This window comes from Streptosporangium sp. NPDC002544, from assembly GCF_040295965.1.
Classification (GTDB): domain Bacteria; phylum Actinomycetota; class Actinomycetes; order Streptosporangiales; family Streptosporangiaceae; genus Streptosporangium.
Map to the genome: position 1 here is coordinate 63004 of NZ_JBEOWJ010000044.1, position 19995 is coordinate 82998.

The following is a 19995-nucleotide window of genomic DNA, read 5'->3' on the forward strand; positions in this document are numbered from 1 at the left end:
GGGCGGCTCTCGGCGCCGGTCGGCAGGCTCACCGGATCCTTGCCGCCCGGCCCGCTCCCGAGACCGCCGGCGACCGGCGCGGCCCGATCGCGTCAATGGAGGAAGCATGGATCAGAGCACCTCGACAGAGCTCTCGGCCGTCGCGGTCGAGGCCGCCCGCGCGGTGGGCGAGCGGCTCCGCAAGGCGTTCAGGTCGCGTCCCGCGGTCGAGACCAAGAGCGACTTCCACGATCCGGTGACCGAGCACGACCGCGCCGCGGAGGAGACCATCCGGGAGGTCATCGAGAGACGCGTCCCGGGTAGCACGGTCATCGGCGAGGAGGGTGGCAGCGAAGGGTCCGGTGAGATCCGCTGGTACGTCGACCCGATCGACGGGACCGCGAACTTCGCCGCCGGGCTGCCCTTCTTCTGCGTGTCGATCGCCGCCGCCGCCGGGGACGAGGTGGTCGCCGGGGTGGTCTACGACCCGGTGCGCGACGACGAGTTCCGGGCCGACCTGGGCGGGGCCTGGTGCAACGACGTGCGGTTGCGCAGCGCCGGTGCCACGCGCGATCGGGAGGCGATGCTGCTGACCAGTTATCCCACCCCTCGCGAGCTGGCCGACGGCGGGGAGGAGGTGCTGCGCGAGTTCGGCCGGATGCTGGCGTCGTTCGCCTCCACACGCCGTCCGGGCAGCACGGCGCTCAAGCTGGCCCATGTCGCGGGAGGGTGGGCGGACGTCGCCTACGGCAGTAGGGTCAGTCCATGGGACGTGGCGGCGGGGGCGCTGCTGGTCCGGCAGGCGGGGGGAGTGTTCATCCCGCTGGACGGATCGATCTTCGAGCCCGGCGGCTACCTCGCCCATGTCGGCGGGTTCGATCTGGCGGGATCGGTCATGAGCGATCTGGTTCCTCCGGGCCGCTCCGCCTGAGCGCGGGCGAGGGAAGGCCCGGGTACCCGGCCCGCGCGGTCCGCGGGCAGGTGTCACTGCATTACCTATTGATCCTGTAGGAAATGCAGGTAACATGATTGTCTCGCCGTACGAAGGAGCCGCCATGAGCCTGGAGTCGGGGGCGGAGAGCCCGCTGGCCACCGCGGTCGAGGCCGCGCGCTGGATCCGCTCGGCGGCCGTGGAGGACGAACGGGGACGGCACTGGCAGGCCAACCCCGACCCCCGGGGCCGGGCCGCCATGCCCGACCACCCCCTGTCGTTGTACTCGGGGGCGGCCGGGATCATCCTGTTCTTCCTGGAGCTCGCCGCCGCCACGGGTGACGAGGGCTACCTGGACGATGCCGGGGCCGGGGCCCGCTATCTCGCCGCCACCTGGCGGGAGCAGGCCGACCTCTCCCTCCACCACGGTCTGGCCGGGGTGATGTTCGCCCTCGCCGAGGCCGGATGGGCCACCGGTGAACGGGATTTCGAGGTCGAGGCCGGCGCGGTCGCCGACCGCATCGTGCGCAGCGCCCGCCCCATCGACGGCGGCCTGGGCTGGACCGGTGACCCCGCCCAGCGCGGCGACGGCGGGATCATCCTCGGCCTGCTGCACGCCGGGGGCATCCTGGGGGTGCCCGCCTACCAGGAGATCGCCGTCGAGGCCGGCGCCCGCATCGCCGCGCTCGCCGTCCCGGGCCACCGCTTCGGCGAGGGCGCCTGCGCCGACCTGCCGCTGGACGCGGTCACCCCGGGGTTCCTGTCCGGCACGGCCGGCACCGCCTTCCTGCTCGCCCGCCTGTACGGCGTGACCGGCGAGACCCGCTTTCTCGACGGCTCCCGCAGGGGGGCCGACTTCGTCCGCGCGGTCAGCGCCGTGACCGAGCGGTGTGCGCTGGTGCCGCACCACATCCCGCAGGGCCGCGATCTGCACTACCTGGGCTTCTGCTCCGGTTCCGCGGGGGTCGCCCGGACGTTCTACGAGCTGTACCGGGTGTCGGGTGACGCCGGAGATCTCGACTGGGTCGAGCGGCTGGCCAGGGGGATCGTCAGCAGCGGTGCCCCCGCCAGCCAGAGCGGTGGCTACTGGAACTCGGCCTGCCAGTGCTGCGGCACCGCCGGGCTGGTGGAGCTGTTCGTCGGGCTCTGGGCGGCGACCGGCCACCCGCAGCACCTGGAGTTCGCCCGCACGCTGGGGGAGAACCTGACCGGCCTGGCCACCGGCCACGACGGCCGGGGCTCCCGCTGGTACCAGGCCTACCGGCGGCTGCGCCCCTGGGAGGTCACCGCCGACACCGGCTACATGGTCGGCGCCGCGGGCATCGGGGCCGCGCTCCTGCACCTGGACGCCACCGCGCGTCCGCAGGAGGCCCGGCGGCTCATCCTGCCGCCGGACAACCCGTTCCCCGCCATCCCGCTGCCGAGCGCGACGCTCCGCCGGTCCTGAAGAGCGTGGAAGGCGCGTCGCCGGTGAACCGGACGGTCATCGCGGGGGAGCACGGCGCGGGCCCGCGCACGTCCCCGTACCCTGTACGGTCGGCATCGAGGTCTCCGCGGGCCCCGGCATCACGGACCCGTCCCCTGGCGCGCACGGCATCCGGGCCATGTCACCCCCGCGCACCCGATCGTGCCGGTCCGGCCGTGGAGGGGCGGCAGCCGCCGCGCCTCTCACGCCGGAGGCCCCGAGAACGACGCACCCTTTGGCCGTCAAGGGGTGACAAAACTCGTGACCATGATTGGTGATTCTCCGTGAGTGCCACCCAGGGCCTGCCTAATCTCGGTGTCGTGACAATCGAGGATTTCCTTCCCGACCCGGGCCGTTCCACAGTCGCGATCGAACCGGCCCAGCCGGGCGCGGGCCACTGGGCCGGTGCGCCGAGCGCCGTGGCGAGCGACGGGCTGATCTACCTCGCCTACCGGCTACGCCGCCCCGTCGGCGAGGGCCGCGGCTACGCCGTCGTCGTTGCCCGCTCCACCGACGGTGAGCGGTTCGAGACCCTGCTCACCATCGGCAGGCAGGAGATGGACACCGAGTCACTGGAGCGGCCCACCCTGGTCCGCACACCGGAAGGGCGCTGGCGGCTCTACCTCAGCTGCGCCACCTACGACACCAAGCACTGGCGGGTCGAGGTGCTGGAGGCCGACGACCCGTCCGGGTTCCGCGCCGCGCAGCGGCAGGTGGTGCTGCCCGGCGACCCGAAGACCGGCGTCAAGGACCCGGTGATCGTGTGGCGGGGCGGCGTGTGGCATCTGTGGGCCTCCTGCCACCCCCTGGCGGAGGACGACGAGGCCGACCAGATGGTGACCGACTACGCCACCAGCGCCGACGGCATCGAGTGGACCTGGCAGGGCACCGCGCTCAGCGGCCGGCCCGGAGCCTGGGACGCCCGGGGGGCGCGGGTGGCGGCGGTCCGCTTCCTCGGGGAGCAGGTGGTGGCCTTCTACGACGGCAGAGCCACCGCGGTGGAGAACTACGAGGAGAAGACCGGTGTCGCGGTCGGCACCGACCCGGCGGAGCTGACCCCGATCGGCGCCGGGCCCGCCGCCCTCTCGCCGCACGCGGGCGGTGGCCTGCGCTACCTGGACATCGTGGACCTGCCGGAGGGCGGGCGGCGGCTCTACTACGAGTACACCCGCGCGGACGGGGCGCACGAGCTCCGCACCGAACTGCGCTGAGCACGGTCGCCGACCTGCGCGGGGCCATGCCGATCACGCCCCGGCCGGGCACGGTGCGGCCCACGAGCCCCGTAGCGGGCGGTGCCGATCGCGGCCTGGTACGGGGCTCGCCCCCACTGTCCCGCCTGAGGGAGGGGGTCAAACCTGGGGGCGGCCGTTGCGGGCCTGACGCTGGCCGTTGGGGCGGACGCCCACCAGGCCGCCGGAGCGCTCGCGGGGACGGAGCCAGTCGCTGAAGTCCTCGCCGGTCACCCTCTGCAGCAGCGCCACGTCCTGGGTGAAGTGGGAGATCAGTTTCTCCCGCTGCTCCCAGGTCAGCGGCTGGCGGGAGCGGGCCCGCCGCTGCAGCTTGCGCTCCAGCGGGTCGGTCAGCGCCACGCTCACCCGCGGCGGCAGGAATCGTCCCACGGACGACCCCACGCGCAACGCCCGCGACAGCATCCGGTGTCCGCGGGTCGGCTCCGGATGGGCGGTCACGTTCTCCCGGGGGACCTCGGTGACGACGCCGGTCTCCACGCCGAGGAAGCGGCAGATCCGGTCCAGGGTGTCGGCGGGCCGGTCGACCAGGTCGCGGTAGCGGTAGACGAGCACCTGCTCGCGGGGGAACAGGGTGAACAGGTGTTCCAGCTGTCTGCCGTACTTGCCGAGCCCCAGGTAGTGCCAGAACGGTGCCCAGCCGGCCGTGACCCTTCGCTCCTCCTCGGCGCAGGCCTCCAGCACGTCGCCGATCGGCTCCAGTCCGGCCGACCACAGATGTGTCCAGTTGGAGTGGGCGCGCTCCACCGGGTCGCGCAGCACCACGATGAGCCTGGCGTCGGGGATGGTCTTCCTGATGCGCCGCTGGGCCGCCAGGTCGTAGAGGTAGAACGGGGTGGACTCGCCGGTGAGCGTCCCCGGCGGTGCCATGTCGAACAGGGCTTCGTAGTCCTCGCGCCGCCAGACGTGCTCGCGGTAGGTCTGGGCGTCGCCCGGGCCTCCCCTGGTGGGAGGGGGGCCGTCACTGAGGAAGAACTTCGGCTCCTTCACCGGGGACATGAACAGCTCCGGGTGCCGGGCCAGTGCGGCGTGCAGGGCGGTGGTCCCGGTTTTGGGGGCACCGATCGTGAGGAAATTCGGCAGGGGCATCGTTATTACCCTCAATTCCTACTATTATTATTGGTAAATATAACCCCTTTCCCGGCGAAGGCAAGCGGCCCGCCATGGGGTTGTGGTGCCCCAAGGGCCTGCCCCATGGCGGGAGTTCCAGTCGCCGACGCCTATCCCCAGCTCATGGGGGCGAGCCGCGCTGTTCCGTTCAATGAACGCCAGGCGCTTCTCTGCTATTTCGACGCCGCGAGGGAGTTTTGTCGCGTTGTAAATAAACGCAACATCCGTTCCGTATTCCTACCCTGATGTGCCTCCGGCGGGACCCCGCGCCGCCGGATTCCCGGGGGGCAGGGCGAACACGGCGAGAGCCCGGCCCCGAACTCCTTTACGCGGCGGCGATCAGGCATCGAACCACCCGCCGCGAGGGCTTCGGCATCAGGGCGCACCCTGGGCGGCCGGAAACGCGTGCGCGGCGGCGCGAGCCGGGAACCCCGCCGATACCCTTGCCGAATGCCCGACCCGTACCTGACCCCGCGGAACACGACAGAGCACGAGATCGACATAAAGCGCTCCCGTTTCCTGTGCGCCATCGGTCGGGCCGCCTCGGAGGAAGAGGCCAGGGAGTTCATCGCCGGCCGCAAACGGCTGTACGGTGACGCCACGCACAACTGCTCGGCCTACGTGATCGGCGGCGACCGCCACATCCAGCGGGCCGACGACGACGGCGAGCCCGGTGGCACCGCGGGTACCCCGATGCTGGAGACCCTCCTGCGCAGGGGCGTCGCCGACGTGGTGGCGGTGGTCACCCGGTACTTCGGCGGGGTGAAGCTCGGAGCGGGAGGCCTGGTCCGCGCGTACGGCTCATCGGTCGGCAAGACACTGGATCTCACACCACTGGTCGAGATGGTGCCCGCCAGGGTCATGACCGTGACCGTGGACCACGTCCAGGCCGGGCGGCTGGAGAACGACCTGCGCATCTCGCCGTACGAGGTCAGGGAGGTCCGCTACGGCGCTGAGGTCGGCTTCCGTGTCGCGGTACGCGAGCGTGACCTGGCCGACTTCCCCGGCTGGGTCGCCACGCTGACCGCGGGCCGCGCCAGGATCGAGCAGGGCGAGACGGTCCACCTCAGAAACAGCTGAAACGGTGCCGGACCGTATGAGAGTAAAGATATCTGGACGTCCCTCGCGTGGGCCCAAACCACTTTTCGGCGGCGGTCAATGTGGGATAGGTCACAGTTGAGGGCGGAGAGCCCGGCCGGAAGGCGGGTGCGCCCGCCCCTTCCCGGGCTGTGACGGTCTCTGCCCGCCGCACTCGCCTGGCCGGCCGATACCCACCCTGACGTGCGAGAACCCCGGAGATTTCGTGATCGTCACGATGGGGTTCCAGGCGCCTGTGGTTTTCCGCAGCCGAACCCTGTGGCGTGTACGAGGCAGGAGCGGGCGCATTCCTCATCCACGCCCTACCCAACCCTCCGTAGCCTTGTCCCTATGAGTTCACCGAATCTCGACGGAGTCGCCGGATGGGCGATCAACCTTATGGAAACCCTGGGTGCGCCAGGGGCGGGGCTGGCGATCGCACTTGAGAACCTGTTCCCGCCGCTGCCCAGCGAGGTGATCCTGCCGCTGGCCGGGTTCACCGCGAGCAAGGGGAACATGGGGTTGTTCGACGCCGTGCTCTGGACGACCCTGGGATCGGTGATCGGCGCGCTGGCGCTGTACGCGGTCGGGGCCCTGCTGGGCCGCGAACGTGTGGTGTTCATCGCCTCCAAGCTGCCGCTGGTCAGCGTCTCCGACATCGAGAAGACCGAGGCGTGGTTCGCCAAGCACGGCAGGAAGACCGTCTTCTTCGGCCGGATGATCCCCATCTTCCGGAGCCTCATCTCGATCCCGGCGGGGGTCGAGCGCATGCCGATCGTCATCTTCACCCTTCTCACCACCTTGGGCAGCCTCATCTGGAACACGGCGTTCGTGATGGCGGGGTTCCTGCTGGGAGAGAACTGGTCGCTGGTCGAGGACTACATGGGGATCGTCTCGAAGACCGTGCTGGGCATCGTGATCCTCGCCGTGGTGGTCTTCGTGGTCGTCAGGCTGTCCGACCGGCGCAAGGGCAAGCACCACGCCTGACCGAGAAACCGCCGAGCAGGGCCTGCCGGGTACCGGCCGGTCTCGCGCTCGGGGCCCTCTGGGCCCCGGCCGGGCCGGTCCTCCTCCTGGCGGGCCCGTTCCTGTTCACGGCGCGGACACGCCCACGCGTGCCGGCGGACCGACAAGCTCGGGTTGCCGCACGTCACCGGCCACAGCCGCGGTGTCCTGGCCGTGCTGCGCCATCTCGGCTCCTGCAGGTCGGCCCCCGGCCGGTTGGAGATCGGGAAACACGGTGGCCGCCCCGGTACACCCGCCGGTCAGAGCCGGAGCTCGTCCTCCTGGGCCGAGGTGAGGTCGCTGGGCCAGAGCCGGTAGACGTTGAGGCGCGTCTCGTAGTACTTGTCCGTCTCGCCGACCCACTGCATGCCGATGCGCCTGGCCGTGCCGGCACCGCGTTCGTTGTTCACCCGCACGACCGCGACGAGCTCGTGGGCACCGATGGAGAAGGCCCATCCGGCCAGGGCGCGGCCGGCCTCGGTGGCGTAGCCGTGACCCCAGAAGTCGGGGGCGAGCTGCCAGCCGATCTCGATGTCCTCCTCGTCGGGCGGCAGGTACCTCAGGGAGAGGCCGCCGATGATCCGCTGGTCGGAGTTGCGGACGATCGCCCAGCGGCCGAGCGGGGGCGTCAGGGTTTCACGGTTGCGTTCCCATGCCTGCAGCGTGGCCCGCATGGCCCCCTCACCGTCGAGCCGGTTCATCGCCGGGGACAGCCACCGGGTGACCTCCGGCGTGCCGTAGATGGCCAGAGCATCGCGGGCGTCCTCGGGACTCCAGTCGCGTACCGTGAGGCGGTCGGTGGTCAGTAACGCCATGGTCTTCCTCTCCCCGGCGAGCGAGCCGGCCGTGCGGCGACGAGAGAACAGCGAGTAGAAGAAAGTGTCGTTTTCTTGCCGGAAATGTCCGATGTGTTGCCCTTGTGAGGGTACGCCCATCTGGCTGCCGCCGACCAGCCGGGTGGGAATTACCTGTTCAGGGATGACGGCCCTGGCCCGGCCTCCGGCCGGGCGCCCCGCGCGGCGGCGGTCAGCCCTCCAGGGCGTACTGCATCACCCGGAGCTTGGCCTGGGCCTCGGCGAGCTCGGACGCGGGGTCGGAGTCGCCCATGATGCCGCACCCGGCGAACAGCCGGGCCCGGGGGCCCTCGATCTGGGCGCAGCGCAGCGCGATCCCCCACTCGCCGTCCCCTCGCGCGTCGATCCAGCCGACAGGACCGGCGTATCCGGCGCGGTCCATGCCCTCAAGCTCGCGGATGACGCCGAGCGCGGCCCCGGTCGGGGTGCCGCCGACGGCGGCGGTCGGGTGCATGGCCGCCACCACGTCCAGGACCGAGGTCCCCGCCGACAGCCGCCCGGTCACCGGGCTGGCCAGGTGCTGGACGTTGGGGAGCACCAGGAGTTCGGGCTCCTCGGGGATCTTCAGCTCGGCGCAGAGCGGGTCTAGCGCCTCCCGTACCGACGCGACTGCGCAGACGTGCTCGTAGCGGTCCTTCTCCGAGGAGAACAGGGCCGCGCCGCGTGCCATGTCGTCCGCCCGGTCGCTGCCCCGCGCGATCGTGCCGGCCAGCACCAGGGACTCGACGGTCTCCCCGGTACGCCGGACCAGCAGTTCGGGGGTGGCGCCGACCAGCCCCGCACAGGAGAAGGTGTAGCACTCCGGGTAGCGGCCGGCCAGGCGGGCCAGCAACAGGCGGACGTCGATCGCCCGCTCCGCGACGGCGGTCAGGTCGCGGGCGAGCACCGTCTTCTCCAGCCGGCCCGACCTGATCCGCCGGACGGCGCGGGCCACGGCGTGCTCCCACTCCGGCGCGCTCAGACTGCCGTCGCCGTACCGGATCCTGCCCGGGTCGCGGAGCGGGGTGACGGTGTCGAGCCGCTGCTCACCGACGGTGGTCAGCCAGGCGCGGCCGTCGCGGCGGGCGAGGATGGTCCGGGGGACGAGGAGGACCGATCCGCGTGACTCCGGGTCGAAGGTGAACGAGCCGAAGGCGACGGGGCCCGAACCGGGGGTCGTCACGTCGTCGTCGACATCCGCCTCGCCGAAGAGATCCGACAGCCGGTCGCGAGCCCAGTCGAAACGCCGGGGGCCGGGCGGCACCTCCAGGCGCAGGGCCTCGCCCCAGGCCACGAGGCCCTCCCCGCGCCTGACCCAGGCATAGGGCGCGGTCTCCGGCAGTCGTGCGAACAGGTCACCGGGGTCGTCGACGGAGGTGGTCCTCACCACGAGAGGACGGGTTGATCCGAGCGCTACACTCACCCCCGCCACTCTATGCCGGAAACTGAACATGTTCGACGGCGGTTCCCCCCGCCAGCACGGCCGCCACGCGGTGTCAAGAAAACCAAGGCACTCGGTCAACGGAGCCTGCCGCCCTGGCCTGCGGTGATACATCCGAAGCAGACGCGATCTCGCAGCGGAGGTGTCATGCTTCACAGGACTGTGACAGCACTCACAGGGCTGGCCGCCCTGACGGCCGCCTGGACCGTTCCGGCCGGGGCGACACCGGTGGGGCAACCCTGGCGGCCGGTGGTCATGGCCGCGCTCGGAGACTCCATCAGCGCGGGGTTCAACGCCTGCGGGTGGTACGTCACCTGCGCCTCGCGTTCCTGGTCGACCGGCGAGCACCGCGATGTCAGGAGCCACTACCAGAGGCTACGCGCCCTGGACGTGGCACTCGCCGGGCACAACGTGAACCTCGCCGTTCCCGGCTCCACCAGTGCCGACCTGGCCGGGCAGGTGACGCAGGCGGTCGGCCACCGCGCCGACTACGTGACGCTCCTGATCGGCGCCCAGGACGTCTGCGTGTCCGAGGAGCGGCTGATGACCCCCGTGGCCGTCTACGAGAGCCGGGTGGCCGGGGCACTGGCCCTGTTGCGGGCGGGCAGGCCCGACGCCCGGGTGTTCGTGGCGAGCATCCCCGACATCGGACGGCTCTGGCAGAGCGGCAGGGACAACCTGGTGGCCCGCGGGTTCTGGGAGGTGGGCCGGATCTGTCCCACCATGCTGGCGCGCCCCACCTCGACGTCGGCGGCCGACCAGGCCCGCCGCGACCGCGTGCGCGCCCGGGTGATCGGTTTCAACGCCGCACTCGCCAGGGTCTGCGCGGCGTACGGCCCGAACTGCCGGTTCGACGGCAATGCGGTGTTCAGGCAGGCGTTCACGCTGAACCACATCAGCAAGTGGGACTTCTTCCACCCCAGCGCCGCGGGCCAGCGGCTGATCGCGGAGAAGACCTACGGCGCGATGCGCGACTGGCTCGCGGAAGAGGCCCCGGAGCCCGTCCTCGCCCCCTGAGCCGGCAGCCTGGGGCGGCCGGTGACAAGTCGCCGCCCCCTTCAGAGCCAGCCGTTGTGCCGGGCGGTGCGGGCGGCCTCGATGCGGTTACGGGTGCCGGTCTTGCCGATCGCGGCGGACAGGTAGTTGCGGACGGTGCTCTCCGACAGGTGCAGCCGCCGCGAGATGTCGGCGATCGTCGCGCCGTCCGCCCCCGCGGCCAGCACGTCCCGCTCACGATCGGTCAGCGGGCTGGCGCCGGTGCTCAGCGCGGCGGCGGCCAGCGCGGGGTCGATCACCTTCTCGCCCGCCAGGACCCGGCGGATCGCCGCGGCGAGATCCTCGACGGGACCGTCCTTGACGAGGAATCCGGCGGCGCCCGCCTCCATCGCCCGGCGCAGGTAGCCGGGCCTGCCGAAGGTGGTCAGGATCAGCACCCGGCAGCCGGGCAGGCGGTCCCGGAGGCCGGCCGCGGCCTCCAGGCCGCTGATCCCCGGCATCTCGACGTCCAGCAGGGCGATGTCGGGACGCGTGTCCAGCGCGGCGGCCACGACCTCGTCGCCCCCGGCGACCGTGGCGACGACCTCGATGTCGTCCTCCAGACCGAGAAGCAGGGCCAGCGCGCTGCGCATCATGCCCTGGTCCTCGGCCAGCAGCACCCTGATCATGAAAGCGTTCCTCCTCGGCGGAAAACCAACGATTGTGCGGGCGGAGGGCAAGCGATCATGAAAGGTTCCTCTCCGGTGGAAGAGCGCCGATCATGGGAGCGTCACCCTCAGCACGAAGCCGTCGCCGCCGCCGGCCTCCAGCGTTCCGCCGAGCGCGACGACCCGCTCGGTCAGGCCGCGCAGGCCATTGCCCAGGGTGCCCGCGCCGGCCCCCCGGCCGTCGTCACGGATCTCCAGCACCCGGCCCTCCAGGGTGATCTCGCAGGTGCGGGCGGCGCTGTGGCGGACGACATTGGTCACGCCCTCCCGTACGGCCCAGCCCAGCAGGGCGTCGGCCTCCGGCGCGGGGCGGCCCTCGGAGACGGTGACCGTGGCGGCGATGCCCGCGTCGGCCAGTACCGTGCGCGCCGAGGCCAGCTCGGCGGCCAGCCCGCGCCCCCGGTAGCCGCTGACCGCGGCCCGCACCTCGGTCAGCGCCTCCCGGCCGACCGTCTCGATGTCGGCCGCCTGCCGAGCCGCCGCCTCCGCGTCGCGGGGAACCAGCCGCCGTACGGCCTCCGCCTTGACCACCATCATCGACAGGGTGTGCCCGAGCAGGTCGTGCAGGTCGCGGGAGAACCGCAGCCGCTCCTCGGCCACCGCGACCCGGGCCAGCTCCTCCCGGGTCTCCTGGAGCTCGGTGATCACGGAGAAGAGCTTCAGGACGACGCTGACCACCAGGCCGCCGGTGGTCGTTCCCCATGCGGCCAGGGTGATGCTCGCCCAGCCGGCTCCCGCGCGCCACATCACCGCGGTCAGCGCGAGCGTCAGCACGGTGAGGAGGAGGTAGACGGACCTGCCGCGCAGCACGACCCCGCAGGCGATCGTCATCAGCGGTGCGAGGTAGAACCAGTTCTGCGCCGGCCCGGCCAGCAGCAGGAAGATCACCACCAGCAGCCCGGCCAGGGCCACGGCCGCCGCTCGTCGCCGGCCGCGGAAGGACAGCCGGATGCAGAGCACGTACAGGGTGGCGAAGGCGACGACGCCCAGCGCGGCCGGCGGCGCCGGCCGCACCTGCCCCGCCGCGAGGTCGCTGATCGGGGGATAGGCGATCAGCAGCCACGGATAGAAGGCGAGTTCCCCGGGCCCCTGCCTTCTCAACCTGCCCGACCATTTCCGTCTGGCCGCTCCCAGCCGTTTCGCCTTCGCCTTCTTCGGCCCTTGCGGCCTCTCCCGCTCCGTCGCCTCCGGCTTCCCGCTCATCCGGCCACTCCTATCACGCGACTCGCGCGATTCACACCACGCGCCCGGCCCGGCGGTAGGCGTACACCGCCAGGACGCCGAAGGCGAGCAGCCAGCCGGTCAGGATCAGCGCCACGTCGGCCCCGGGCGCCTGGCCGAAGGCGATCTTCCGCGCCAGGTCGGCGTAGGTGAAGCTCGGCGTCCACTCCGCGAGCGTCTTCAACCAGGAGGGGAAGCCCTCGGTGGGCAGCCACAGACCTCCGACGATCGCCAGCGCCATGTTGGCCGCGATGTTGAGCACGGCGGCGGTCTGGCCGCTGAACCGGTAGCCGATGGCCAGGCCGAGCAGGGTGAAGGGCAGGGAACCCGCCCAGAGCAGGAGCACGATCGAGACCCACTGCCAGATCTCCAGCCGTACCCCGTTGAGCAGCGCCGCCGACAGGCACACGCCGGCGATCGCGGGCAGCACCACGAGCATGCCGGTGCCCGCCTTACCGGCGATCACCCGTACCGGCGCCAGGGGAGTGACGCGCAGCTGCCGCAGCCAGCCCGCCGTCCTGTCCTCGGCGATGCCGGTGCCGTTGTTGAAAGCCGAGCCGATCGCGCCGAAGGCGGCCATGCTGACCATCACGTGCAGGGCGGCCCAGGTACGGTCGTCGCCCGCTATGCCGAGGTTGGTGAAGATCAGGTACATCACCACGGGCATCGTGAAACCCATGATCACGTATCCCGGGTCGCGGCGGCTTCTGGCGATCTCCAGGCGGATGTAGCCGAGCATCAGGCGTCCACTCCCGTCAGTGCGATGAAGGCGTCCTCGAGCGCGGCGGGGACCACCTCAAGGTCTCGTACGGCTCCGGCCTCGGCCAGCGCCAGGACCGTGGCGTCGGCGTCGCGGGTGCGCAGGCGGGCGCGGTTCCCGTGGATCTCCACGGAGGTGACCCCGGGAAGGCGTTCCAGCAGTGCGACGTCCCCGGCGGTGGCGGTGACGCTGACCGTGGTCAGCGGGACCAGGCGCTTGATCTCCCGGCTGGTGCCGTCGGCCACGATCCGGCCCCTGTCGATCACCACCACCCGGTCGGCGTACTCGTCGGCCTCCTCCAGGTAGTGGGTGGAGAACAGCACGGTCCTGCCGCGCGCGGCGAAGGCACGCATGCTCTCCCAGAACTCCCGCCTGGCCCGGACGTCCAGCGCTGCGGTCGGCTCGTCCAGCAGGATCAGCTCCGGGTCCCCGGCCAGCGCCAGCGCGAAGCGGAGGCGCTGCGCCTGGCCGCCGGAGAGCCGTTCCACCCTGCGGCCGGCCAGCTCCTCCAGCCCCGCGACGGCCATCACCTCCGATAGTGGGAGCGGCGCCCGGTATGTCCCGGAGACGAAGCCGAGCAGCTCGCCGACCGTGGTCCGGGAGACGAGGCCGCCCTCCTGGGGCATCGCCGCCAGCCGCCCACCCCGGATCGCGGCCTCAGGGGCGCCCCCGAACACGCGAACCGTCCCGGAGTCGGCGGCCAGCAGCCCGAGCAGCAGCCCGATGCTGGTCGACTTGCCCGCGCCGTTGGGGCCGAGCAGGGCGACGGTCTGCCCGGCGGGGATGTCGAGGCTGAGGTCGTCCACGGCGCGTACCGCCCCGAAACGTTTGGTCACGTTCTTGAGTGACACCGCGTCATTCGTCATGCGAAAGACGCTACGGAGGGCGCGGGATCCCAGGTAGATCCATCGATCCAGGGCTGCCCGGGACAAATGTCACCCCTCGGTGCTCGCGGAATTCCCGGCCCGTCACCGGAACCGCAGCGTGGAGGCCCCGGTGTGCACGGCGGGCCTCCACGAGCCCTGTCGTGGGGGCATCGGGCGGAGCGTGCCGACCGCTCTCGGCCTCGCCCACCCGTTCCTGTTCCCACCCCGCCCCGTCAGGCTTTCGTCTCAGACCGCCAGCGCGGCGAGCGCCGCCGCGGTCTCCTCCGGCTTGGAGAACATCGGCCAGTGGCCGGTGGGCACCGAGGCGAAGCTCCACTCGGGCCCGGCGAGCGCCGCGAAGAACGGGTGACCGGCGGCGATCATGGCGTGCACCTGCTCCAGCGGGAACGAGCACGTGATGAGCGTCTTGGGCAGCGCGTCCGCGCCGCCCTTGAGCGCCAGGGGCTGGGTCATCGTCCCGTACGGCTGCGGGGTCGCGCGGGAGACGAACCACTCCCGCTCGGTCTCGCCCAGCCCCTCCAGGCTGGCCCCGGCCCGCTCCTGCTCCTCCCAGGACGGGAGCGGGTAGCCCACCCCGTCGCCCTGCTCGGCGACCCGCTTCTCGATGAACGTCCGCCACTCGGGCTCGGTGGCGTCCAACTGGGTCATGCCGTCGGCCAGCGGACCGCTGTCGAGGTAGACGATCCGGGAGACGCGCTCGGGAATCCGGTCGGCCGCGCCGGTGACCGGCGCGCCGGCCCCGCTGTGGGCGACGAGGATCACCTCGTTCAGGTCCGCGAAGACGACCGTGTTGACGATGTCCTGGATGTGGGTCTCCAGGTCGACCCCGGGGCCTGCCAGGTGCGCTCTGTCGCCGAGCCCGGTGAGCGTGACCGGGTGGACCTCGTGCCCGGCCTCGCGCAGCGGCCGGGTGACCTTCTCCCAGGCCCACGCGCCCAGCCAGAAACCGGGAACCAGCAGGTAAGTACTCATATCTCTGCTCTCCTTCATTCGCCTGGTTTCATCCTAGAATCGAATCCGGACAGTATCGGTCCTGATTTTTGAGGAGAATTCGAATGACCGCCGCGAGGGTCCTCGCGCTGCTGGAGTTGCTGCAGGCCGCCCCCGGCCTGACCGGCCCCGAACTCGCCGCCAGGCTGGAGGTGGACGAGCGCACGGTGCGCCGCTACGCGGTGCGGCTGTCGGAGCTCGGCGTGCCGGTCTCGGCCGAGCGGGGCCGCCACGGCGGCTACCGGCTGCTGCCCGGCTACAAGCTGCCGCCGCTGATGCTCACCGACGACGAGGCCACCGCAGTGGTGCTGGGGCTGCTGGCCGGACGGCGGACCGGGCTGGCGGTGGGGGAGACGGCCACCGAGAGCGCCCTGGCCAAGATCCAGCGGGTGCTCCCGGGGCCGCTGCGCGAGCGCGTCGACGCGATCTCGGAGACGCTGGGCCACACCGGCGTCGCGACGCGGGCACCCGCCCCGAAGGCGGGCCCGCTGCTCGCCCTCGCCGACGCCGCCCGTCGCCGGGTCACCGTCCGGCTGGCCTACCGCTCCTGGCGTGGCGACGCCTCGACGCGCGACCTGGACCCGTACGGCATCGTCTTCCACTCCGGCCGCTGGTACGTCACGGGCCTCGACCACGACAGCGGGGAGATCAGGACCTTCAGGGTGGACCGGGTGGCGAGCGCCGCGCGCACCGAGCGCAGGTTCTCGGCCCCGGACGGCTTCGACCCGGTCGCGCACGTGGTCGGATCGCTGTCGGCGGTGCCCTACCGCTACGAGGTCAGGGTGCTGCTGGAGGCCACGCTGGAGGAGGCCGCCGCCCGGATCCCCGCCGCCACGGCGACCCTGGCCGAGACCTCCGCCGGGGTGCTGCTGGCCACCAGGGCCGAACGGCTGGACGGGATGGCCCAGATGCTCGCCGGCCTCGGCTGGCCGTTCACCGTCATCACCCCCGCCGAACTACGCGACGAGATCAGAGCCCTCGCCGCCCGCCTCCTCGCCTCCGCAGCCGTCACCCCGCCCTGACCTCGGCGCTTCGCGGCATCCCGCCGAGGAGACCAGCTGGCCGCACCGGCCGCGATCCGGTCGCTGGGATAGTTGCTTTTGGAATTCTCCGTCTGCAGGCGGAGGAGGATGCCAGGGATGACGAAAGGCGATCATGTTGATCAGAGCGGCACAGGTGGTCGAGGCGGACCTCCTGAGCGAGCTGGCGGTTCGATCCAAGGCGCACTGGGGCTACGACGAGGCATTCATCAGGTACCTCCAGCGTGGATACCCCCGCCTTCGGGCGGGGGAGGAAACGCGGCACGGTGCCGCGCTTCTGGGTGGGTGGTGTAGCCGTAGCCGTCGGCTCGTTGGAGCAGGTGGACGTGGCGGTGGCCGATTCCCTGCACGGTGCCGTGCCGGGTGGTGATGTTGAAACTGCCGGTGCTGCGGACCACGACCCGTCCGGCGTGGACTCCGGTGTTCTTGCCGGTCGGGACGGTCGCGCGGACCAGGTCGCCGGTGGCGAACCCCTTGATCTGCTTGGTCCGGGGCAGCCGCAGGCGAGGGAAGCCGTAGCGGTCGGTGCGGGTGCGGGCGTAGGTGCCGCGCCCGGTCGCCTTGACCACGAGCACGGTGGACGGCCAGGCGGTCACGGTGTCGAGCGAGCCGACGTGCAGCGCGTCCAACGTGTGCGACTTGGCGGCGCCGGTACGGGAGCGGTTCCACTTCGTGCGGCCACCGGAGGCGGTGTGAACCGACAGGCCGGTCGCCTCCAGGGCCCGCCACAGCGCCCACCTGGTGGCGTTGACCGCGGCGGCGTCCCGTAGCGGAGCCTTCGCCTGCCGGAGGATCCTCGCGAGGAGGGCGGGTTTGTCCTTGAGGAATTCCTGAACGGGGGTGGCGTTCTTGGTCTGGTTGCAGCCGATGCAGGCCAGGGTGAGGTTGCTGATCCGGTCCGAGCCGCCCCGGCTGCGGGGGTGGATGTGGTCGAGGTTGAGCGGTACGCCGCTGGCGCCGCAGTAGGCGCAGGTGCGCCCCCATTTGGCGAGCAGGTATTCGCGGACCTCGTACCCGGCGAGGGTGCCCTGCTGGTATTCCGCTCCTTCGAGCGGCTTGCCCGCCGAGAGGGTGTGGGTGTCGAAGGAGACCTTCTCCACGTGGACGGTGGTGACGGGTGCCCACCGGGTGAGCCGCGCCACCCATGACATGGTGGTGTCGATGCGGTGTCGCAGTGACGGCGCGAGCCACCCTTTCGGTTTGATGCGGTTGAGGAACCGGGGGGAGCGGTAGCGCAGGTTCGCGCTGCGGCGTCGCCGTCGATACCGCGAGCGGGCGGTGAGCCTGTCGCGGATCGCCGCGCCTCGGTGGTCGAGTTGGATCGCATACCGTCCGGCCCGGCTCCCCTCATGGTTGGTGAACACGGCCAGGCCGGTGTGCTTGCTGCCCGGGTCGATGCCCACGTGCACGCCCTCGACGGTCGAGGCCGCCGCGTCGCGGTCTTTGAGGCGGATGACGAACGGGGTGTGGCGGTGAACCACCGCCCGTCCGGCCGCCAGCAGGCGGCGGGCACGAGCGGGATGGCAGGGGTCGAGCGGGTGGCCGCGGGCGTCCAAGACGAACACGACGGGGTGAACCTCACGGTTGGCTCCCTCGGACGCCGCAGCGCCCTGGGGGTGACGCCGAACGGACCGGGTGCCGGTCGGTTCGATCTCCCCTCGCCCAGGTTGAACACCAGGTACCGCCTGGCGGCGGTGTCCGTGAGCCGTTTCGTGCCCACCCTCGGGCGTGTCTGCTCCCACGGATTCGAGAGCCTGGGGCTGAGGAAGCACCCCAAGGTCGGTCTGCGATCTTGTGTTCAACGTAGCCATCACAATGCACCTCCTTGAGCTGACGGCTAGGGCTGGTCAACGCGGGGCTTGTCAAGCGCATCGCTGCACCTCAAGCCCCCTCCTTCAGGAGCGGGTCGTTGACGGCGGCTTGCCGGGACGAACTGGCCATCTCGGCCTCGGAGGTCGAGAAGCTGCGAACCATGGTGGCCGAACACAACGGCCGCGTCCTGGGTTTCGCCACTCTGGAAGGGAACCCGCCGGAGGGGCCTTGGGCATGCTCTTCGTCGAACCGGACGCCATCGGCCAAGGCGTCGGCCGCCGCCTGTTCGAGCATGCCGTCGCCGCTGCGGGGGACCTCGGCTTCGCGCGCCTGACCATCGACGCGGACCCGAACGCGGAACCGTTCTACCTGGCCATGGGCGTCACCAGAATCGGCGCGACCCCCTCAGGGGCCATCCCTGGGCGGTTGCTACCCCTACTCGCGATCACCATTGTCGGACGCGACGCCGAGGACGAGATTCCAGTCACTGATCTCTCCTCCTGAGTCAGGGTGCGCGACCGCCGCCACTCACTCCCCGACCGCATCGACAGGGGATCCGGACTGCCGACGGTTTTACAGCGGGCCGGCGTTCTTGGCCGGACCAGGCCCCTGACCTGCGCGTACGACTCTCACTTCTCCTCCACCAGGGAAGATCATCCCGCATATATCCCGTGAGGCAGAGCCAGCCACGATCCCCGGGAACCACGGATCGGATCAGGAGAGAAAGGACCTTCCACCTACAGAGGATCGGGGATGTGAACCACCGATAGGCGGTAAACCCGGAAAGACCTGCTGTCCCCCTCGGCATCACTCAACCTTGATCCGCGGAGTTACGAAGGTTCTCGACGGGGTCTGCCCACGACGCACACCAGGCTGGTCGAGGTGGAGGTCTGGCCGGTCAGCGTGGTGACCTCGAAGCCGCACTCCTCCATGGCCGGTGCCACCGTGGCGATGATTTCCCTCACCGGCCCCACTCCCGGCGGCTCCCAGCACAGGTGGAGGCCCCCGCCGGGAGCGAGCCAGTGGCGCAGGGCACCCAGCTCCCGCAGCGGGGCTCGTGTCCAGAACAGGTTGACGTTGATCGAAAAGATCTTGTCGAAGGAGCCGCCGACGAACTCGATTCCCTCCAGCGCCGCCACCAGGAAGTTCGCCTTGCCAGCTGCCACGTGCCCGCTGTTGCGCTGCCTGGCCGCCTCGATGGCTGTGTCCGACCGGTCAATCGCGGTGAGCGACCCCGCCTTGAGGCGGTCGAGGACGAGCGTGGCCGCGACACCCCGGCCACATCCGATCTCCAGGACCCGATCGGACGGCGCGAGATCCAGTGTCTCCACCGCCCAGGAGAACCGCTCTGGTATCAGTTTTCCAGCCATGGTCACATGATCGGCGAACATCACGACTTAAAGGTCAGCAGTGCACGCCATCCTCGTGATCACTGACTGATGGCGCCGATGAGTAGTGGCCCGTCGAGGATGCTCGGAGTGAGCACTACGTCAGTGATCTTGGCCGCCAGCGAGAACGCCCGCGAGATCCTGTTGGTGTACATGTCATCCCACGTCGCCTCCCATGCCTCCTCATCCAACGTCTCCGGAGGCAAGCCGGCTTCACGCATGAGCGCGTTGATCCGGTCCGGGTCGCTGCCCCACCTAGTGCCTGGTAGGTGCGGCGTGAAGCTGGTGACGGCCTTGCCATCTACCACGTATACGAACCTGTCCTCCGCATAGTCGTGGCGCATGATGGCCACCACCTCACATCCCCGAGACAGCCCGGTCAGTGGCTCGGCCAGCGTCGCCTGCTGGCCCCGCAGCTCGACGGCCACGCTCCACTCACCGACCTGGACGACCCCGATGTACTCGTCCTCGGTCATCCCTATGGACTCCCAGACCTTCCCGGCGAGTTCGTGGAAGGTCATCTCCCGCCATGGGTGCCCGGCGGCCCCGAAGCGGTGCAGCACCTCGGCGGGTTCGAGCCGGCGAAAAAAGGACACGCAGAAGATCTCGCCAAGCAGATCGTCGCGGCTTCCTGGCGAGGCTTCCAGCCAACGGAACGGGGCGAGGGGATCGGCCACCGCAACCTCCTTTGACGGATTTACAGCCCGTGACCGTTCCTTGCGCTTTATGGCCACTGACCTGCGATGACGCTTCCTTCTACTGCGGCAACCGCCTTGATCATTGCACGTATATTGCACGTCAAGGCAGATGCGTCCCGAGATCCATCCAGCATGTTCATATCCCGCGCGGGGCAGCTGGCCTATTCGAGTGCGGCGAAGGCTACTCGCGCCCAGATCCGTCGGTCCTCGGCGAACTCGGCACCACCACCGCTCCCCATGCCGCCATCTCCGTGCTCTACTGCCTGGCCTCCGGCATGGGAGGTGATGCGTAGTAACCCGGGCCGGCGACCAGGTGTGCAACTGACATTGATCGTTTACGCCTGGGTCTGAGTCTTCTGCTTAAGGCGTTCGTAGGGGGTCTGGCCGCTGAGGCCGCCATGGGGTCGA

At 70.8% G+C, this 19995-nt stretch carries 19 protein-coding genes; 8 read left to right on the forward strand and 11 right to left on the reverse strand.

Annotated features, from left to right (window positions below; translation table 11 throughout):
• The first annotated feature begins 106 nt into the window (after nucleotides 1-106).
• The 3 genes from ABT061_RS42670 (at nucleotide 107) to ABT061_RS42680 (ending at nucleotide 3586) form a co-directional block, all read left to right on the forward strand.
• Nucleotides 107-910, forward strand: a complete 804-nt coding sequence (locus ABT061_RS42670) for an inositol monophosphatase family protein (RefSeq protein ID WP_350929062.1) — start codon at nucleotides 107-109, stop codon at nucleotides 908-910.
• A 124-nt stretch (nucleotides 911-1034) separates the two neighbouring features.
• Complete coding sequence (locus tag ABT061_RS42675) at nucleotides 1035-2357, forward strand: lanthionine synthetase LanC family protein (RefSeq protein ID WP_350929064.1); 1323 nt, start codon at nucleotides 1035-1037, stop codon at nucleotides 2355-2357.
• A gap of 338 nt (nucleotides 2358-2695) precedes the next feature.
• Entirely contained in the window at nucleotides 2696-3586 is an 891-nt protein-coding gene (locus ABT061_RS42680; protein WP_350929066.1) for a hypothetical protein, read from the forward strand.
• A 138-nt stretch (nucleotides 3587-3724) separates the two neighbouring features.
• Here ABT061_RS42680 and ABT061_RS42685 read toward each other — a convergent pair whose 3' ends face one another.
• Entirely contained in the window at nucleotides 3725-4711 is a 987-nt protein-coding gene (locus tag ABT061_RS42685; RefSeq protein WP_350929068.1) for a sulfotransferase family protein, read from the reverse strand.
• A 471-nt stretch (nucleotides 4712-5182) separates the two neighbouring features.
• Here ABT061_RS42685 and ABT061_RS42690 point away from each other — a divergent pair, with 471 nt between their 5' ends.
• Together ABT061_RS42690 and ABT061_RS42695 are read left to right on the forward strand one after the other, a co-directional pair.
• Nucleotides 5183-5812: a YigZ family protein gene (locus tag ABT061_RS42690; protein WP_350929070.1), complete on the forward strand. Its 630-nt coding sequence runs from the start codon at nucleotides 5183-5185 to the stop codon at nucleotides 5810-5812.
• Between the two features lie 348 nt (nucleotides 5813-6160).
• Entirely contained in the window at nucleotides 6161-6796 is a 636-nt protein-coding gene (locus ABT061_RS42695) for a DedA family protein (RefSeq protein WP_350929072.1), read from the forward strand.
• Between the two features lie 278 nt (nucleotides 6797-7074).
• On the opposite strand, the gene ABT061_RS42700 is transcribed toward ABT061_RS42695, so the two are convergent.
• Entirely contained in the window at nucleotides 7075-7629 is a 555-nt protein-coding gene (locus tag ABT061_RS42700) for a GNAT family N-acetyltransferase (RefSeq protein WP_350929074.1), read from the reverse strand.
• A gap of 211 nt (nucleotides 7630-7840) precedes the next feature.
• Nucleotides 7841-9070: an isochorismate synthase gene (locus tag ABT061_RS42705; RefSeq protein ID WP_350929076.1), complete on the reverse strand. Its 1230-nt coding sequence runs from the start codon at nucleotides 9068-9070 to the stop codon at nucleotides 7841-7843.
• A 180-nt stretch (nucleotides 9071-9250) separates the two neighbouring features.
• On the opposite strand from ABT061_RS42705, the gene ABT061_RS42710 reads away from it, so the two are divergent.
• Nucleotides 9251-10105, forward strand: a complete 855-nt coding sequence (locus ABT061_RS42710) for an SGNH/GDSL hydrolase family protein (protein ID WP_350929078.1) — start codon at nucleotides 9251-9253, stop codon at nucleotides 10103-10105.
• 41 nt (nucleotides 10106-10146) lie between these two features.
• On the opposite strand, the gene ABT061_RS42715 is transcribed toward ABT061_RS42710, so the two are convergent.
• The 5 genes from ABT061_RS42715 to ABT061_RS42735 form a co-directional block, all read right to left on the reverse strand.
• Nucleotides 10147-10752: a response regulator gene (locus tag ABT061_RS42715; protein WP_350929080.1), complete on the reverse strand. Its 606-nt coding sequence runs from the start codon at nucleotides 10750-10752 to the stop codon at nucleotides 10147-10149.
• A gap of 90 nt (nucleotides 10753-10842) precedes the next feature.
• Complete coding sequence (locus ABT061_RS42720; protein ID WP_350929082.1) at nucleotides 10843-11994, reverse strand: sensor histidine kinase; 1152 nt, start codon at nucleotides 11992-11994, stop codon at nucleotides 10843-10845.
• A 31-nt stretch (nucleotides 11995-12025) separates the two neighbouring features.
• Nucleotides 12026-12751, reverse strand: a complete 726-nt coding sequence (locus tag ABT061_RS42725) for an ABC transporter permease (RefSeq protein WP_350929084.1) — start codon at nucleotides 12749-12751, stop codon at nucleotides 12026-12028.
• A complete protein-coding gene (locus ABT061_RS42730) occupies nucleotides 12751-13638 on the reverse strand; it encodes an ABC transporter ATP-binding protein (RefSeq protein ID WP_350929086.1) in 888 nt (295 codons plus the stop codon). The genes ABT061_RS42725 and ABT061_RS42730 overlap by 1 nt, the downstream gene beginning before the upstream one ends.
• A 246-nt stretch (nucleotides 13639-13884) precedes the next feature.
• On the reverse strand, nucleotides 13885-14631 hold the full coding sequence (locus tag ABT061_RS42735; RefSeq protein WP_350929088.1) for an alpha/beta fold hydrolase: 747 nt from the start codon (nucleotides 14629-14631) through the stop codon (nucleotides 13885-13887).
• An 83-nt stretch (nucleotides 14632-14714) separates the two neighbouring features.
• Between ABT061_RS42735 and ABT061_RS42740 the strand changes: the two genes are divergently transcribed.
• Nucleotides 14715-15671 (forward strand): helix-turn-helix transcriptional regulator, encoded by a 957-nt coding sequence (locus tag ABT061_RS42740; protein WP_350929090.1) that lies wholly within the window; start codon nucleotides 14715-14717, stop codon nucleotides 15669-15671.
• Between the two features lie 227 nt (nucleotides 15672-15898).
• On the opposite strand, the gene iscB is transcribed toward ABT061_RS42740, so the two are convergent.
• Complete coding sequence (iscB, locus tag ABT061_RS42745; RefSeq protein WP_350929092.1) at nucleotides 15899-17254, reverse strand: RNA-guided endonuclease IscB; 1356 nt, start codon at nucleotides 17252-17254, stop codon at nucleotides 15899-15901.
• A 250-nt stretch (nucleotides 17255-17504) separates the two neighbouring features.
• Here iscB and ABT061_RS42750 point away from each other — a divergent pair, with 250 nt between their 5' ends.
• Complete coding sequence (locus ABT061_RS42750) at nucleotides 17505-18005, forward strand: GNAT family N-acetyltransferase (protein WP_350929104.1); 501 nt, start codon at nucleotides 17505-17507, stop codon at nucleotides 18003-18005.
• A gap of 326 nt (nucleotides 18006-18331) precedes the next feature.
• Here ABT061_RS42750 and ABT061_RS42755 read toward each other — a convergent pair whose 3' ends face one another.
• Complete coding sequence (locus ABT061_RS42755) at nucleotides 18332-18871, reverse strand: class I SAM-dependent methyltransferase (protein WP_350929094.1); 540 nt, start codon at nucleotides 18869-18871, stop codon at nucleotides 18332-18334.
• 59 nt (nucleotides 18872-18930) lie between these two features.
• Nucleotides 18931-19566, reverse strand: a complete 636-nt coding sequence (locus tag ABT061_RS42760; RefSeq protein ID WP_350929096.1) for a DUF6461 domain-containing protein — start codon at nucleotides 19564-19566, stop codon at nucleotides 18931-18933.
• Between the last annotated feature and the right edge of the window lie 429 nt (nucleotides 19567-19995).

Coding starts and splice junctions, on each gene's coding strand:
- ABT061_RS42670 (WP_350929062.1), top strand. CDS start 107: ATGGATCAGAGCACCTCGACAGAGCTCTCGGCCGTCGCGGTCGAGGCC.
- ABT061_RS42675 (WP_350929064.1), top strand. CDS start 1,035: ATGAGCCTGGAGTCGGGGGCGGAGAGCCCGCTGGCCACCGCGGTCGAG.
- ABT061_RS42685 (WP_350929068.1), bottom strand. CDS start 4,711: ATGCCCCTGCCGAATTTCCTCACGATCGGTGCCCCCAAAACCGGGACC.
- ABT061_RS42690 (WP_350929070.1), top strand. CDS start 5,183: ATGCCCGACCCGTACCTGACCCCGCGGAACACGACAGAGCACGAGATC.
- ABT061_RS42695 (WP_350929072.1), top strand. CDS start 6,161: ATGAGTTCACCGAATCTCGACGGAGTCGCCGGATGGGCGATCAACCTT.
- ABT061_RS42700 (WP_350929074.1), bottom strand. CDS start 7,629: ATGGCGTTACTGACCACCGACCGCCTCACGGTACGCGACTGGAGTCCC.
- ABT061_RS42715 (WP_350929080.1), bottom strand. CDS start 10,752: ATGATCAGGGTGCTGCTGGCCGAGGACCAGGGCATGATGCGCAGCGCG.
- ABT061_RS42720 (WP_350929082.1), bottom strand. CDS start 11,994: ATGAGCGGGAAGCCGGAGGCGACGGAGCGGGAGAGGCCGCAAGGGCCG.
- ABT061_RS42725 (WP_350929084.1), bottom strand. CDS start 12,751: ATGCTCGGCTACATCCGCCTGGAGATCGCCAGAAGCCGCCGCGACCCG.
- ABT061_RS42730 (WP_350929086.1), bottom strand. CDS start 13,638: ATGACGAATGACGCGGTGTCACTCAAGAACGTGACCAAACGTTTCGGG.
- ABT061_RS42735 (WP_350929088.1), bottom strand. CDS start 14,631: ATGAGTACTTACCTGCTGGTTCCCGGTTTCTGGCTGGGCGCGTGGGCC.
- ABT061_RS42740 (WP_350929090.1), top strand. CDS start 14,715: ATGACCGCCGCGAGGGTCCTCGCGCTGCTGGAGTTGCTGCAGGCCGCC.
- ABT061_RS42750 (WP_350929104.1), top strand. CDS start 17,505: ATGCACCTCCTTGAGCTGACGGCTAGGGCTGGTCAACGCGGGGCTTGT.
- ABT061_RS42755 (WP_350929094.1), bottom strand. CDS start 18,871: ATGGCTGGAAAACTGATACCAGAGCGGTTCTCCTGGGCGGTGGAGACA.